Raw genomic sequence first — 16027 nt, forward strand, 5'->3', positions numbered from 1 at the left:
TTTTTGGCAGATTTCTCAGCTCCGCTCGAAATGACGGTAACTCGAAGCAATGGCATGTATATTAACTTTGATCTTGGATATTATTTCGACCGGAGCATGGCGGAGCGGAGAGATCTATCTCGAGATAGATTTCTCGGCCTCATTACACTTCGCTCGAAATGATGGCTTTTTTATTTAGCAAAAAATAAACGTAATTTTATAATTATAAAAAATCAAAACAATTTCAATGTAAAAAGCTTTTAAGAAAATGCATTTTCCCCAAAATAACCCAATAATACCACCATATTTACGTTCATGAACTATAAACAATTGCAGGAAGATGTAAAGGCGCACGTTAGCGATTACTTCCATACCCATAACGATCCGCGGTTGGTTTATCATAATTTAGAGCATACCCAGGAAGTTGTAAATGCGGCACAACAGATCGCCAATCACTATCAGCTTAATGAACAGGATTTTTTTACCATAACCGTTGCAGCGTATTTTCATGATACCGGATATTTCGAAGATGCCTTGAACCATGAAGCAAAGGGAGCCGAACTGGCTGATGAATTTTTGGCAAAACATAAGGTAAACCAGGAAGTACGCGAAAGTGTAAAAAGTGCAATTTTAGCTACTAAAATACCACAGCAGCCTAAAAATGAAATCGATAAAATCATCTGTGATGCAGATCTTTTTCATTTAGGATTACCTGATTTCCGTGCTAAAGGAAAACTGATGCACAAGGAAAACGAACTGATTTATAAAAAAGATATCAGCAAATTGGAATGGCGTAAAAAAGATATCCAGTTTATGGAATCGCACCATTACCACACCGATTATGCCAATCTTTTATTGAGCGATCAGAAACAGAAAAACGTCGATAAACTGAAAAGTAAACTCACAGCTCAGGAAGAAATCAGTACAGAACTCGAAGAACCTAAAAACTTTGCGCCGGTAATCATCAAAGACAAAAAGAAAAAAGATAAAGACGACAGACCTGATAAAGGTATCGAAACCATGTTCAGGATTACGTCGGCCAATAACCAGCGTTTGAGCGATATGGCCGATAACAAAGCGCATATCCTCATTACCGTAAACTCGATTATGCTTTCCTTAATCGTGAGTTTGCTGTTAAGGCGTTTAGAAGATCACGGCAACCTGATTATTCCAACTTTTATCCTCTTAATGGTGAGTTTAACCTGTGTGGTGGTTTCTATCCTGTCAACCCGTCCATCTATTCCCAAAGGCGAATTTACCCAGGAAGATATGGATAAGAAAAAAGTAAACCTGTTGTTTTTTGGTAACTTTTATAAAATGAGCTTGCCAAGTTATACCGACGGGATGATTAAGGTGATGAACGATAAAGACTTTTTGTATGGAACGCTTATAACCGATGTGTACTCGCAGGGGGTGGTATTGGGTCGCAAATATAAACTGATCCGCTTAGCTTATAATATTTTCATGTTTGGTTTAATTGCAGCAGTATTGGCATTTGTAATTGCTTACGCAGCTTACGGTAAACTTTAATGGAAACAACAACCGAAACCTCTTTTTTAAACAGGGATTTAAGCTGGTTAAAATTTAACGAGCGCATTTTAATGGAAGCCGAGCGCAACACCGTTCCGCTTTTAGAGAGGATCAAATTTTTGTCGATATTTTCTTCTAACCTCGACGAGTTTTACCGGGTAAGGATGCCTGTACTGCTTGCGCTGGAAAAATTGAGCAATAAAGAAGACAATGATATCCAGATTGATGATAATTTACTAAATACCGCCAATCAACTCATTTCCGATCAACAACAACGATATGGCGTTGTGCTCAAATCGGATATTATTCCGAAGTTAAAAGAAAATAAAATTAATTTAATTTATGGAAAGGCATTTCCTAAAGAAATCCAAAAAAGTGTAACCAGGTATTTTTTGAGTCAGGTGATGGCCTTTTTGCAGCCTGTTCACATCAATCAGGATACCAACTTTTTTCCGGCCAACAACGAGCTTTATTTTCTGATTACCTTAAAAAAGAATGAGGAAACCGAAGTGATTATTTTAAATATTCCTTCCAGCCAGTTACCGCGTTTTTATAAAGTAGAAGCAGGCGACGAAACTTTTATCGTTTTCCTCGATGATATTGTCCGGTTTCATTTAGATAGGATTTTTCCTGAAGGAGAAATTACAGGCTGTTACAGTTTCAAGATTACCCGGGATGCAGAAATCGACCTGAAAGACGAATATTCAGGCAGTTTATCCGAACAATTGGAGAAACAGTTGCTTAAACGAGATTCAGGTCTCGCTACCCGCTTTCTTCATCAGCCCGGCATACCTGCTAATGTTTTCGAACCGCTTAAAAAGCTCTTCAACCTTAAAAAAGCCAATAGGATAGAAGGGGGACAGTACCATAACCTGAAAGATTTTATGGGTTTTCCGGTTAATTCGCCGAAATTATCCAACCAGAACTGGCCCAAACTTTGCAATACCGATCTGATTGATGGATCATTAACCGATGCCATTTATAAAAACGATATCATTGTCCATACCCCATACCAAAGTTACGATAGCGTGCTGCGGTTTTTTAACGAAGCCGCTCTTGATGAAGATGTAAGGGAAATCTATGTGACGCTTTACCGTGTGGCGAGCGATTCTAAAATTGTAAATGCCTTAATCAGCGCAGCTAAAAACGGCAAAAAAGTAACTGTTTTAGTAGAACTTAAAGCCCGTTTTGATGAAGCGAATAATATTAAGTGGGCCAAGAAAATGAAAGAGGTTGGTGTTGATATCATTTACAGTGTTACCGCTTTAAAAGTACATGCCAAAGTAGCGCTTGTAAAACGCCAGACAGGCGATAGGATGCATTATTCAGGTTTATTTGCCACCGGAAACTTTAACGAAAGTACCGCGGCCTTTTATACCGATCATATTTTAATGACGGCTAATAAAGAAATGTTGCGGGAAGTAGAACTGCTTTTTATTTTTCTGGCCAAAAGGGTTAAGCCAACATCAGCCGATCTGATTAATTTCAAGCATTTATTGGTGGCCCAGTTTAACCTTCAACAGGTTTTTCTGGAGCTGATCGATCGCGAGATTGAACATGCCAGGCAGGGCAAACCATCGGGCATTACCATTAAAATGAATAACCTCGAAGAAAAAGTATTGATCAATAAACTTTATGAAGCCTCACAGTCAGGTGTAAAAATCGATATGATGGTGCGGAGCATTTGCCGCCTGGTTCCGGGTGTAAAAGGAATGAGTGAAAACATTAAAGTTACCCGCATAGTTGATCGTTATTTAGAACACGGGCGGGTTTTTATCTTTCACAACCTGGGCAAAAACGACATGTATCTCGGTTCGGCCGACTGGATGAACCGCAATATCTACCGCAGGATCGAAGTTTGTTTCCCCATTTATAATGAACAGATTAAAGCAGAAATGATCGACATTATCGAAATCCAGAAACATGATAATGTGCAGGCTGTTTGTATTGATGAACACATGGATAACATTCCGGTTAAAACTGGCGGGATTCTTGTTTCCTCTCAGCATGATATTTATGAATTATTGAAAAATAAATAACGCCGTGGTCTGTGTCCCTACCGTACGATCGTCATTTCGACTGGAGTGCAACGGAATGGAGAAATCTATAGAAAATGATCTTTGATAGATCTTTCCGCTACGGTCGAGATGACGGCTATGCTGTCGAGATAACGATTAATAAATAAACAAGCATTAAATTTTACCTTATGAAATACAATAAAACTTTCCTCGCTTCCAGTTTACTCATTTCAGTGGCCTTTTTGGGTATATCCTGTGTTAACGGTAACCGTGATGATAAAAAGAGTGATTCAACAGCAACAGTTTCGACCGGTAGTGCCGAAAAATCAGATTTTCCTTACGATTTATCGAAGCCTGTAAAATACAATATGCCGCACAACCTGTTCGAAATATCGGGAATTGTATTTCATAATGGCGATCCTAAAGAGGTATTTGCCATTCAGGATGAAGATGGAGACCTTTTTCATTTAGGTTTGGGCGATAAAGAATCGAAGTTTACCAAATTCGGTGGTAAAGGCGATTATGAAGATGTAACCCTTATCAAAAACTATTTTATTGTGTTAAAAAGCAATGGCGAACTGCATACTTTCCCAATTTCGGAGCTAAGCAAACCAGAAGCCGGCAATGTAACCAAAACCAAAGATCTGGTACCAAAAGCAGAGTATGAAGGGTTGGCTGCGGATGAGAAAAACAACATGATTTACGTATTGACCAAAGACAGCAAACCCGATTCTAAAGCAAAAGCTTCAAGCATTTATGGCTTTAAATTCAACAATGATGCCTCATTAACCCCTGCCGGAGAATTTAGCCTCTCGCACAAGGCCATCGAAAAAGCATCCGGAAGCTCAAAATCAAGGTTCCGCCCATCGGCATTGGCTAAAAATACCAAAACTAATGAGTGGTATGTCCTTTCATCAGTAAATAAACTGTTGGTAATTACCGATGCTGATTTTAAAGTTAAAGCTACACAAGCATTAGATCCGAACTTATTTAACCAACCAGAAGGTATTGCTTTCGACCGCGACAATAACCTTTACATTTCTAACGAAGGTGGAACGTTAGCCGCCGGGAATATTTTATTGCTTAAATTGAAGAAATAAGGAGCAGAGGGGATTCTATGGTACGGTTGTTCTCCTGTCCCGAAACTTTGGGATCAGGATCTTTCCTTCGATAGAAGACCCTGTATCATAAAATACAATTGTCATCCTGAGCCTGTCGAAGGACTAATATAAATGTTTGTTAAGGTGTTTCGACAAGCTCAACATGACAATTTGAATGGAATAACATCCAAAAAACAAAATAATTTTAAAATAACTATATTTATACAAACGCTGAGTCTATGATCAAAAGATTTACCATTTTTACTATCTTATTTTTAATCAACTTCATTGCCTTTGCGCAGGATGATGTAAAATACCGTGTAATTCTTTTTGGCGATGCAGGGGAGATGAATCCCGCTCAGATGCAGGATCTTAAAAATGCTGCAAAACAGATCCTTCCCAAAAAAACAACCGTTGTATATCTTGGCGATAATATTTATCCAACCGGAATGGGGCTTCCGGGCAGTGTTGAAGAGGAGGAAACCAAAAAGATCCTCCGTTCTCAGTTTGAACCCATGCGCAAAATGGGCGCTGCAGTTTATTTTGTTCCCGGTAACCACGATTGGGATAAATCAGGCCCTAAAGGTTTGGCTAAAATCAAAGCACAGGGCGATTTTCTTAGTGCACAGAACGATCCACTGTTAAAATTAATCCCCGCAAACGGCTGTCCCGATCCTGTTGCCATTAAACTCACCGATAAATTAACCATTATTGCTTATGATAGCGAATGGTGGGTTTTTCCTTATAACAAATCGAATCCTAATGGGGAGTGCGATTGTAGAACCAAAGATGAGGTTTTGGTCAAAATGGAGCAGTTGTTAGAAGAAAATAAGGATAAAGTTATTCTATTGGCTTCGCATCATCCATTTCAAAGTTACGGACCACATGGAGGATATTTCAATTTAAGAAACCACCTTTTTCCGTTAACTTCTTTAAACAAAAACCTATACATTCCTTTACCTGTTTTAGGCTCTGTTTACCCCATGTTGCGTTCTACCTTATTAAGTCCTGAAGATTTAAATCACCCTGCCTACAGGGATATGATTAAATCCATTACAGGTGTATTTGGCGATTATCCAAATGTAACCTATGTAGCGGGGCACGAGCACGGCCTACAGTTAATTAAAGGGAAACAGCTGCAGATCATCAGTGGTTCAGGTTCGAAAGTATCGCCCAATAAAGAAGGCAAAACTTCGCTGTTCCACGAAATGCAGCAGGGATACGTGGTTGCCGATCAGTTGAAAAATAACGATATGCGTTACGAATATTATATTTATTCGGATACCAGCGTGAAGAAAGTATACAGTTATATCAAAAAGTTCGAAACCATTCCTCAAAAGGTTAGAAACCGAGATAAACCGATTACAGCCGACAGCATTTTCGTGCGTGTTAAACCCGAATATGATAGTGTTGGCCGTTTCCATCGTTTTGTTTTTGGCGATAATTACCGTAAAGAATATGCCGGAAAAACGAAAGTTCCAGTGTTAAGGGTTTCTCAAATGATGGGTGGTTTAAAGGCTACCCAGCGTGGTGGCGGTAATCAATCGCGCTCTTTGCGTTTAGAAGATAAAGATGGTAAAGAATATGTATTGCGGAGTGTAGAAAAATACCCTGAAGTGCTTTTACCAGCGGCCTTACGTGAAACTTTTGCTAAAGATGTGATTAAAGATAATATGTCGGCACAACACCCCTTTTCGGCCCTTGTAGTGCCCGAACTGGCTAAGGCTGGAGGAATCGCTCATAGCAACCCGATTATTGGCTGGGTTTCTCCCGATGATAACCTTGGAGAATTTGAATCGGCATTTGCCAATACGCTGTGCTTGTTCGAAGAAAGAGAACCTACTGGTGAATCAGATAGTTCTCCCAAAATGGATAAAAAACTGACCGACGATAACGATAACAAGCTAGACGGACCAGCCTGGGTAAGGGCAAGGGCATTTGATGTGCTGCTTGGCGATTGGGACAGGCATGAAGACCAGTGGCGCTGGAAAGAAACCAAAACTAAAGATGGTTCAACTTATTCGCCGGTTCCAAGAGACCGTGATCAGGTGTTTTTCAGATCTGACGGCTTTTTACAGCGTTATACCCAATCCTCTTCCTTATTACCGATGATGCAGGGTTACGAGCGTGGCATACAGAATATTAATTGGTTTTTATGGGAAGGAAGGGAAATCAGCAGCCGTTGGACAGCCAACATTGATGAAAAGGAATTTGATCAGATTGTAAAGGATTTTTGCGCCAATTACAACGATGCCGTATTCGAAAAAGCGTTAAAAAAACTTCCCGAACCAAGTTATTCCTTACACCACGATGCCTTTTTGGCACAGATGCGCAACAGGATATCCACTTTGCCGAAACTGATGAACCAGTATTACCACTTCTTTAACCGCATTGTGGATATCGAAGTAACCAATAAAAACGAACTGATCCGGATTACTGATGCCAAAGACAATGGTTTAAGGGTAAAAATCAATAAAATTTCTAAAGAAGGAAATATCAAGGATGAACTTTTCGACAGGAAATTTGATCCGAAAGTAACCAAAGAAATCAGGGTGTACATGCACAATGGTAATGATAGTCTGATTCTGGATAATAAAAATTCGAATATCAAAATCAGGATTATTGGTGGCAAGGGCAATAAAGTGTATGATTTTGCCAATAGTAATGGTTCGGTAAAGTTATACGGAAGAGAAGATAAAGCCACTTATAACGGCGATGATGCCAACAAAATCAGGAAAATCATTTCCAACGATACCGCTAATTTCAGTTACATTCCAAAAGATATGTACCGCAGAAATTCGTGGTTGTTAAACGCAGGTTACAATCAGGATGATGGTGTTTTATTGGGGTTGATTTACAAACAAACCAATCCGGGTTTCAGAAAACAACCCTATGGCAACTCTCAAACCCTTTCTTTTCTCCATTCTTTTTCTACAAAAGCCTTTAGGTTTAACTACAAAGGAGAGTGGTTAAAGGCATTGGGTAAAGCTGATATTGTGGTTAAAGCAGACGCTTTTGCTCCAAATAATACACAGAATTTCTTTGGCTTAGGGAACGAAACACCTTTCAACGATGGAGATAACATCAGGTATTACCGGGCACGTTACAACCTCTATCAGGTTGATGCCGCTGTGAGGTGGCGCCGCCCTAAATCTACTTTCAGTGTTGGTCCTTCATGGCAATATTATAAATACAACCAGGAAGATAACGATGGGCGTTTTATCGAAAATCCATCACTGTTACATTCGGCTGATTCATTAACCGTTCGCAACGAAAAGATGTTTGCCGGTGCTTTCATCAATTTTACCAACAATACCCGCGATAATGACCTGTTGCCAACTTTAGGGAGTTATGTCGATTTTAAGCTTTCAGGTTATAAAGGTGTAAATCAATATTCTAACTCTTACGGACAGTTTACGGCAAGTATAGCCCTTTATAAAAATCTCGATGGCAGAAAAAACTTCATTTTGGCAGATCGTTTTGGCGGTGGCGTAACCGTAGGGAAACCAGCCTTTTACCAGGCACTTTATCTCGGCGGACAGGGTAATCTGCTCGGTTATCGCCAGTTTAGGTTTGCTGGTGAGCACATGTTTTATAATAATTTAGAACTCAGGGCCAAACTGGGTGATCTGGTAAGTTATGTTTTACCCGGACAAATTGGCTTATTGGGATTTTATGATGTTGGCAGGGTTTGGAAACGTGACGAAGCATCAACAATCTGGCACCACGGTGTAGGAGGGGGCGTTTATTTCGCGCCGGCATCACTCACAGTTGTACGATTTGTGATGGGGCACTCTTCTGATGGCTGGTATCCATACGTTTCGCTTAATTTTAGGTACTAAATTTGTGTAACATATTAATAGATGTAATATCCAACTATTACGTTCAGCAGACGAACATTACTTTTAGGAGTGTGTATCTTTGCAATGAATTAGTAATTAATTAGATAACTATAATTTTTACACTATAGCAAAACTTATACAATGAATACCAATGTAATACAGATACATAAAAACGAATGTATACATTGCCAGGTAGAATCTTCTCTGTCTTTCCGCCCCCTCGTGGAGTATTTAAAAGGCCGGTTGAAAACAGAAAAATCCGTAAAATCTGAATTTTACAGATTTTTACTTCAAAAAATTGAAAAAGACGATGTGCTGCTTGGCAACATCAGTGCCGAAGAATTATCCAAATACAAAGATACTTTAGAATTGATTTTCACCATTCTAACCCCTTTAATGGATAACGAAGATGATTTGTTTTGGGCTTTAAGTACCCCGATTCCGGATCAGATTTTCTTTAGCACCAACGCATTCTATAAATTTTTTAAGGATCATGATCCTAAAAATAAAGTAACAAAAGATAACGAACCGGTTGAGAAAAAACAGCTTAAATTTATTTATAACGTTATTTTAGGCCGTTTTTATAATTTTACCCCGGTACTAAAAAATGAGATCATTTATGCCCATATCAATCAGGATACCAAACTTACCCAATATTATAATATTCAGACTGATACCAAGTTTGTAGATATTATACATAACGGTGATCTGCCTGAGCTTAATTTTGAAGAACTGGGGAAACATTTCCAGAGCGAAACCGAACTCGAATACCTGATTGAACATTTGCCTTTAAAAGATTTTCATTTCGAAGGTTTTAGCATTATTTCCATAACAGATGTAACATTGCAACATGCCATTGATGGCATTCGTGATGCATTGGTTGACCATAATTATCAAACAGAGGCCTATAAACATGTAATACATGCCTTAAAAACTTTGAGCGGTAATGGAAAGGTAGAATTTGGTTTAATGCCCTTTTTAACTGTGAACAATAAACTGGTTTTTGATAACCAGGAGTTTTCGCAGAGCATGTTAATCAATTCAGCCAAATCATCTAATCTCGAAGAAGAAGTTTTTTATTCGCTGGTTGAAAAATATAAAGAAAACCCAAGGGCAATTTTTGTAAGTGCCATTAACGACGATCAGATCAGTAAAGATCCTTTTTTAAGGGTGTTGAAAGAAGCAGGCGTTTGTTCTTATTCAGTATTGCCGATTTATTACAACAACCAGTTGGCTGGTGTTTTAGAGGTGTATTCGGAGGAAGAAGTATTGGTTGATGATAAATTGTTATCCAGATTACGTCCGGCGATGCCTTTAATCGGTCAGCTTTTCCAATACAGTATCGAAGAGTTTGATGCCAAAATGGATGAAGTGCTGATGGATAAATTTACCGCTTTACAACCTTCTGTACAATGGAAATTTAACGAAGCCGTATGGCATTTCCTTCAGAATAACGGCAATCAGAAATTAAAGGAAATTGAAACCATTACCTTTAAACACATGTACCCTTTATTTGGTGCAATTGATATCCGTAATTCTACCATAGAGCGAAATAAGGCTTTAAAAGATGATATGGAAGTGCAGTTGAATAGTTTAATTGATACTTTAAAGGCCATCCGTAAACATGTTTCTTTAGAGCTTACCGATAAACTACTGTTTAATTGCAAAGATTGGATTAAACGGATTGGTGATTTTGCTTCTTCTAACGAAGAAAACAAATTGAATGAGTTTTTAGAAATAGAAGTTTACCCGTTTTTATCGATTATAAAAGGGAACTACCCGGCAACTGCAGAATTTGTAGACCAGTATTTCGAAGTAATTGTGCCTCAAACAGGTGCTGCCTTTGCCAACCGCAGGCAGCTTGAAGTGTCGATGCAATTGATCAATACTGAAGTAAGTCAATACCTCGAAAAATCGCAGGCAAACCTACAGGCTTCGTATCCTTGTTATTTTGCGAAATTTAGAACGGATGGAGTAGAATACGACATTTACATCGGTCAGGAAATTGCGCCTGATAAACCTTTCGATTTGTTGTATTTAAAAAATATCCGTTTATGGCAGTTAACTTCCATGGTTGATATTGCACGTTTATCAAAAGGATTAATCAGCGACATGCCGCGTTCATTAGAAACTACGCAGTTGATTTTTATCCACTCCAATGCGATCGATATCAGCTTTAGGAACGATGAACGTAGATTTGATGTAGAAGGTGCTTATAACATCCGTTACGAAGTAGTGAAAAAACGTATCGATAAAGTATTGATTAAAGGTACAACCGAACGTTTAACACAGCCCCATAAAATTGCAATGGTGTATTTCAATCCTGAAGAAGCCAAAGAATATATGGAGTATATTAAATACATGCAGGTTCAGGGTTATTTAAACGACGATTTAGAGCAGCTCGAACTGGATGAACTACAAGGTGTTTCTGGTTTAAAAGCTTTAAGGGTGGGTGTAAAATACTTAGAAAATAATGTAAGTAGCAAACCTGATGCAGCAAAAAAACTTAAGCCTAAAGAACTTAAATCTATCGAGAAAGAGATAGCTGAAGTGCTAAAGCGATAAGTTGTTTTACTATCATTACAAATCCTCTGGTTCAGGCCAGGGGATTTTTGCTTTTTAACTATAAAGGAAAGAAAGAGGCAAAAAGCAATCGTTGTAAGATTGCTTTGTCGGCTGAAAAAACCTCCTCGCAATGACGGACTTTTTATGAGGTTGTAATGCTAGCGAGACTCCCAGTCGGGAAATCTACCTCGGGATAGATATCTCTGTTGCGCTGCGCTTCAATGGAGATAACGGTTTTTTATTGAGGTGTGTACAAGGTAAATTTATCATTCCATCATCCATTCTACATTTTCCATAAAAAAAAAGGCCTCCTGATCCGATCAGAAAGCCTTGTTTCATTTGTGTGTTTTATTTAGCGGATGGCTGCAATTTCTTTTTCTACTGCAATGGTTTCTACTGAGCTGATATTGGTTTTAAGAGCGGCAAACCTATCGATGGTCAATTTTTGCGAATTGCCCATTACCAAAGTATGGTTGTCTGTAGAACCGCTTAATTTCAGGTCTGCATTATCAGCAATTACGGTGTACAATCCTTCAGTACTGGTATTGATTTCGGCATGCGCATTTCCTTTTAAAAAGATCTGCAGGTATTTGGTTTTTAACTTTCCTTCTGTTTTAACTATTGCATTCTCAAGGGCTTCAATTCTGTAAATATCAGTTACGTAAATAATTAATTTAGCTTTGTCGGTACCGGTTGAAGTAATTTTTAAATTATCACCATCCTGAATAATTTTGGCTGTACCTGTATTGTCATCTGTATAAGAAATACTTGCACAATTGTTCTGAACAATTGTGAGTTCTACATTTCCATTAACCGAAACTCTTTTAAATGCTTTGAGTTTTGAAATGGTTACTGGCTCTTTTTCTGTTGCAGATACGCTGGTAGTAAACAGGGTTGATGATAAAATGATTGCAGTTAATGATGTTGCGATTAGGGTTTTGATAGAGGTTTTCATAATATTTTTATTTAAAAATTAAATGTTAATTAATTGTTATTTAAATGTTTAAGTCTTTTTGTTAATGTTTTGTAGATAAGACGCCATCAATTGAAAAACGTTGCAGCACATTTTACGTTTTTATACAATCGATAACTAATACTCGACGAACAGGCATTAATTCAAGACGAAAACCTGCAACATTTACTTTTCAATTGTAAAATATTCTAATAAACAGTATTGCATTATTCTTTTTATTTATCTTTAAAAAGATTTTAGTCAGCTTATTTATGAAGAAAAAGGTTGTACTTGTTCAGGATAATAAAGATATCTTAGATATTATGGACCAGGTATTGGAAGAGGAAGGTTTTGATGTTGTTGCATCATTAACCACCGAACCGATTGAGAAGATAGAAGAAATTGAACCTGATGTGGTGATTGTGGATGATCATATCAAAGGGAAAAAGAAAGGATCTGATGTAATTAAAGCACTCAAATCTGATCCCGAAACGGAAGATGTATCTGCCGTTTTAACCTCAACATCAAATAATTTGCCGCAACAGGCAGAAGATTGTAAAGCCGACGATTATATCGAAAAACCTTTCGATCTGGACCATATGGTTGAGGTGGTAAAGAAAAATGCTTAGTTAAGTCCGAAGTTGGACGTCAGGGTCGGAAGTACGTCCCTCACAAAACGCAGGGGAATCTCGAGATAGATCTCTCGACTTCGTAGCACTTCACTCAAGATAACGCCTATATTTTATGCATAAAACCTTAATTTTCTTAACTCCTTAATGGTCAATATTAATTGTTACAGAAGGATTAATTATTGCAATAAATTTCTCTAAGCACCAACATTTGGTTTAAAGGTATCAGTTTTAACAGTCGCTTTCAGCTCATGTAAAATGGTGTACAACCCGAAATTAGTACGGTTAACATAAATAAAATGTTTTACGCCGCGGGCCTGCTTAAACTCCGGCATTTTAGAAATCTTTTCGCCATACATATACAATTGCTCAAAAAAATCAGGTTTGCTAAAATCAAAAGAGCCACTTGTATAAGGTTTGGCAAATAAACTGATCATTTCCCTGTATGATTTATAATAAAACTCAACTTGTTCCGGTGTATCATCCGCATGGATCATATCCAGTTTTCTAAATGCTGCTATCGTTTTATTTTTATCATTAATTACATCAGTAGAAATTAAGGCGAAAAAAGGATAGTAAAAATCATCGGGTAATTCTTTTATGCAACCAAAATCAATCACACCAAGATTTTCATCAGGAGTGATCATAAAATTGCCAGGATGAGGGTCGGCATGTACCGCTCTTAATTCATGCTGTTGGAAATTATAAAAATCCCATAAAGCCTGACCAATTTTATTCTTTAACTCCTGCGAAGGATTGGTCAATAAAAATTCCTTCAAGTGTAACCCCTCAATCCAATCCATGGTAATAATCCGTTTGCCGGATAATTCAGGATAATATTTAGGAAATAACACATGATCGAGGTTTTTACAGGCTTCAGAAAACTCAATAGAACGTTTCACTTCCAGTTCATAATCTGTTTCTTCCAACAAACGTTCTTCAACCTCTTTTATGTAAACATTCAATTCCCTTTCCGACATACCTAATAAGCGGAAAGCAAAAGGTTTAACCAGCTTTAAATCAGATGAAATACTATCGCCTACGCCAGGATATTGGATTTTAACAGCGAGTTTTTTGCCATTAAGGGTAGCCTGGTGCACCTGGCCTATAGAGGCCGCGTTGCTGGAGGTAAGGTTAAAACTATCGTAAATATTTTCGGGTGTTTTACCGAAATTTTTGGTAAAAGTGCGCACAATCAACGGACCTGAAAGGGGCGGGGCATTGTACTGCGATTGGGTAAATTTATCTACATAAGATTTTGGCAGGATATTTTTATCCATACTGAGCATTTGAGCAATTTTTAAAGCACTGCCCTTTAACTCACTCAGCGATTTGTAAATATCCGTAGCATTATCTTCATTCAGCTGTTCGCGGTCCATTTCGGGATTAAACAGTTTTTTAGAATAATGTTTAATGTAATTACCACCAATCTGGATACCTGTTTTAACAAATTTAGCCGAACGCTCTACCTTGGTTGTCGGAATACTTTTTTGTGTCTTCATCTAATGTTTAAAATCCCATTTTATCGGCAAACTTCCCGTTTCTTGATAAAAACTTCCCATATTCCAATAAATTATCAATTGGTGAGTGCTGAAAAAGATCGAAAGTAACATTAATGCCTTTTTCAATCGCTTCATCACTTTTTTCAAAGCCCTCGCTATCATCATTGATCCAGAAATTTACAATAAAAGCAAACTGGATCCATAGCGCATCTTTGTATCTTTTACTTAAAAAACGTCGCTCAGCAAGTTCACCACTTTCTAAACCTTCATCGATAATTTCCTGTGCAAAGTTTTCGAAAATGGGTTTTACCCCAGCCAGTACATCAGGTGTAGAAAATTTTCCACGGTGGTTCTTTAAACTATAAATTACAAAACTACGTTCGTTCTTCAGGTTTTCAAGGTAGCTGTAAAAAAATGAAAGCATTTTTTCCCTGGCCGTATATTGCGGCCAAACTTCCTGTTCTTTAATTTTGCTAATGGTTTCGAAAGTGAGCTCAAACCAGATGGTTTTTTCTATACTTTCAAAAGAGGAGAAAAACTGGTAAAAATCGGCTTCCGTGATTTTAAGCTTTTTAACAAAAACATAAACCGATTTTGGTTTTTCATTGTTTGTTAAAACATAGTCTAAATATGCTTTTCTAATTTGTTGAGCAGTTGCCATATAGCTGTTTTTTACAAGTATAACGTTTAATTTATTTGCTTGTTTTTAAGATGGTTCTTTTATCGATCATAAAATTGTAATAATAGCTTTCAAAATATTTGAAAGTTGGTTTTTAGCTAGTTTATTTAGTTTTTGTATGTGCGGATTGTGGATAATTATTTTCTATAAAACTAAAATAATTAGTATTTTTGTTTTCAATTATTCCCCTGGTTAAAGCAAAGTGATATGATTCAGTTAAATGATTTTTTATATGGCAAAATGGAATTGCCTGAGGTGTTTTCTGATCTGTTAGAAACTGATGCTTTAAAAAGATTGGCCGGAATACATCAAAGTGGTGCAATATTTTTAGTCAACCCTGATATTTCTCATTCCAGGCTCGAACATGTTATCGGGGTAACCATGTTGATCAGGATGCTTGGCGGCTCGGAACTCGAACAAATTGCCGGTTTACTGCATGATATTTCCCATACGGCCTTTTCGCATGTGGGTGATTATGTTTTCGGGAATACAGATGAAGATTACCATGAAAAAGTTTTTGCAGAAATTTTATGTAAATCTGAAATTCCTGATGTGCTGTTGAAATATGGATATAATATCAATCAGATTCTGTATGGTACTTTCGATATTTTAGAACAATCTTTGCCAGCACTTTGTGCCGACCGGTTGGATTATACCTTGCGTGATGGCGTTCATGGTGGTATCATTTCTCGTCAGCGGGCACGCGAATTTTTAACCGCAGTAGTTTTGAAAGATGGGAAAATTGCGGTGAATAATGAAGGTGAGGTAACATGGATTAATGAAGTTTTTGAAAAACTGAATAACGAAGTTTTTAAACTACCACTCCATCTTTATGCGAATGGAAAAATAGCCGAATTAATTAAGAAATTTTTAGACAAAGGATTGTTGATAGAAGGCGACATGTTTAAAACCGATACCATGTTGTTGAACAAAATCAGAACCACATACGAAGGTTACGAGGCCATTAAATCGATCAAACAGTTAAAAGGTTTTGCCGAATTTATGCGCCATGGCGCCGTGCCGAAAATAAAAGCAAGAAAATTGAACGCGCTTTTAGTGTAGCTGATGAGTTAGTCCAAAGCCCATAGTCTTTAGTCGATTTATTCTTTCGTTTGGTCATCCTGAGCGTAGTCGAAGGGTTTTTAAGTTTGGAGTTTTGGGTTGGGATTTTGGAACCGATTAACCGATTTAAACAATTAACCTCTACTTAGCCCTAAGTCCATAGTCTTTA

At 37.7% G+C, this 16027-nt stretch carries 10 protein-coding genes; 7 read left to right on the forward strand and 3 right to left on the reverse strand.

Annotated features, from left to right (window positions below; translation table 11 throughout):
- Window positions 1-294: 294 nt before the first annotated feature.
- The 5 genes from R2R28_RS28525 to R2R28_RS28545 all read left to right on the forward strand — a co-directional run bounded on the left by R2R28_RS28525 (window position 295) and on the right by R2R28_RS28545 (window position 11034).
- Window positions 295-1509: a Pycsar system effector family protein gene (locus R2R28_RS28525; protein ID WP_316829065.1), complete on the forward strand. Its 1215-nt coding sequence runs from the start codon at window positions 295-297 to the stop codon at window positions 1507-1509.
- Window positions 1509-3548, forward strand: a complete 2040-nt coding sequence (ppk1, locus tag R2R28_RS28530; RefSeq protein WP_316829066.1) for a polyphosphate kinase 1 — start codon at window positions 1509-1511, stop codon at window positions 3546-3548. Before R2R28_RS28525 ends, ppk1 begins: the two co-directional genes overlap by 1 nt.
- 167 nt (window positions 3549-3715) lie before the next feature.
- The gene (locus R2R28_RS28535) at window positions 3716-4627 is read left to right on the forward strand and encodes an SdiA-regulated domain-containing protein (RefSeq protein WP_316829067.1); all 912 of its coding nucleotides are present in this window, start codon (window positions 3716-3718) and stop codon (window positions 4625-4627) included.
- Between the two features lie 239 nt (window positions 4628-4866).
- On the forward strand, window positions 4867-8469 hold the full coding sequence (locus R2R28_RS28540; RefSeq protein WP_316829068.1) for a BamA/TamA family outer membrane protein: 3603 nt from the start codon (window positions 4867-4869) through the stop codon (window positions 8467-8469).
- Between the two features lie 141 nt (window positions 8470-8610).
- The gene (locus R2R28_RS28545) at window positions 8611-11034 is read left to right on the forward strand and encodes a GAF domain-containing protein (protein WP_316829069.1); all 2424 of its coding nucleotides are present in this window, start codon (window positions 8611-8613) and stop codon (window positions 11032-11034) included.
- Window positions 11035-11386: 352 nt separating this feature from the next.
- Here the strand turns inward: R2R28_RS28545 and R2R28_RS28550 are convergent, their stop codons facing one another.
- Window positions 11387-11989 (reverse strand): GIN domain-containing protein, encoded by a 603-nt coding sequence (locus R2R28_RS28550; protein WP_316829070.1) that lies wholly within the window; start codon window positions 11987-11989, stop codon window positions 11387-11389.
- 269 nt (window positions 11990-12258) lie between these two features.
- Here R2R28_RS28550 and R2R28_RS28555 point away from each other — a divergent pair, with 269 nt between their 5' ends.
- The gene (locus R2R28_RS28555) at window positions 12259-12615 is read left to right on the forward strand and encodes a two-component system response regulator (RefSeq protein ID WP_316829071.1); all 357 of its coding nucleotides are present in this window, start codon (window positions 12259-12261) and stop codon (window positions 12613-12615) included.
- Between the two features lie 197 nt (window positions 12616-12812).
- Here R2R28_RS28555 and R2R28_RS28560 read toward each other — a convergent pair whose 3' ends face one another.
- Window positions 12813-14117, reverse strand: a complete 1305-nt coding sequence (locus R2R28_RS28560) for an AarF/ABC1/UbiB kinase family protein (protein ID WP_316829072.1) — start codon at window positions 14115-14117, stop codon at window positions 12813-12815.
- 7 nt (window positions 14118-14124) lie between these two features.
- A complete protein-coding gene (locus R2R28_RS28565) occupies window positions 14125-14778 on the reverse strand; it encodes a TetR family transcriptional regulator C-terminal domain-containing protein (RefSeq protein WP_316829073.1) in 654 nt (217 codons plus the stop codon).
- A gap of 225 nt (window positions 14779-15003) precedes the next feature.
- Between R2R28_RS28565 and R2R28_RS28570 the strand changes: the two genes are divergently transcribed.
- Window positions 15004-15858 (forward strand): HD domain-containing protein, encoded by an 855-nt coding sequence (locus R2R28_RS28570; RefSeq protein ID WP_316829074.1) that lies wholly within the window; start codon window positions 15004-15006, stop codon window positions 15856-15858.
- The last annotated feature ends 169 nt before the right edge of the window (window positions 15859-16027 follow it).

It is taken from the genome of Pedobacter miscanthi (assembly GCF_032678605.1).
GTDB lineage: Bacteria > Bacteroidota > Bacteroidia > Sphingobacteriales > Sphingobacteriaceae > Pedobacter > Pedobacter miscanthi_A.

Excerpts from the sequence above, each read along its gene's own strand:
- R2R28_RS28525 (WP_316829065.1), top strand. The coding sequence starts at position 295 with ATGAACTATAAACAATTGCAGGAAGATGTAAAGGCGCACGTTAGCGAT.
- ppk1 (WP_316829066.1), top strand. The coding sequence starts at position 1,509 with ATGGAAACAACAACCGAAACCTCTTTTTTAAACAGGGATTTAAGCTGG.
- R2R28_RS28535 (WP_316829067.1), top strand. The coding sequence starts at position 3,716 with ATGAAATACAATAAAACTTTCCTCGCTTCCAGTTTACTCATTTCAGTG.
- R2R28_RS28540 (WP_316829068.1), top strand. The coding sequence starts at position 4,867 with ATGATCAAAAGATTTACCATTTTTACTATCTTATTTTTAATCAACTTC.
- R2R28_RS28545 (WP_316829069.1), top strand. The coding sequence starts at position 8,611 with ATGAATACCAATGTAATACAGATACATAAAAACGAATGTATACATTGC.
- R2R28_RS28550 (WP_316829070.1), bottom strand. The coding sequence starts at position 11,989 with ATGAAAACCTCTATCAAAACCCTAATCGCAACATCATTAACTGCAATC.
- R2R28_RS28555 (WP_316829071.1), top strand. The coding sequence starts at position 12,259 with ATGAAGAAAAAGGTTGTACTTGTTCAGGATAATAAAGATATCTTAGAT.
- R2R28_RS28560 (WP_316829072.1), bottom strand. The coding sequence starts at position 14,117 with ATGAAGACACAAAAAAGTATTCCGACAACCAAGGTAGAGCGTTCGGCT.
- R2R28_RS28565 (WP_316829073.1), bottom strand. The coding sequence starts at position 14,778 with ATGGCAACTGCTCAACAAATTAGAAAAGCATATTTAGACTATGTTTTA.
- R2R28_RS28570 (WP_316829074.1), top strand. The coding sequence starts at position 15,004 with ATGATTCAGTTAAATGATTTTTTATATGGCAAAATGGAATTGCCTGAG.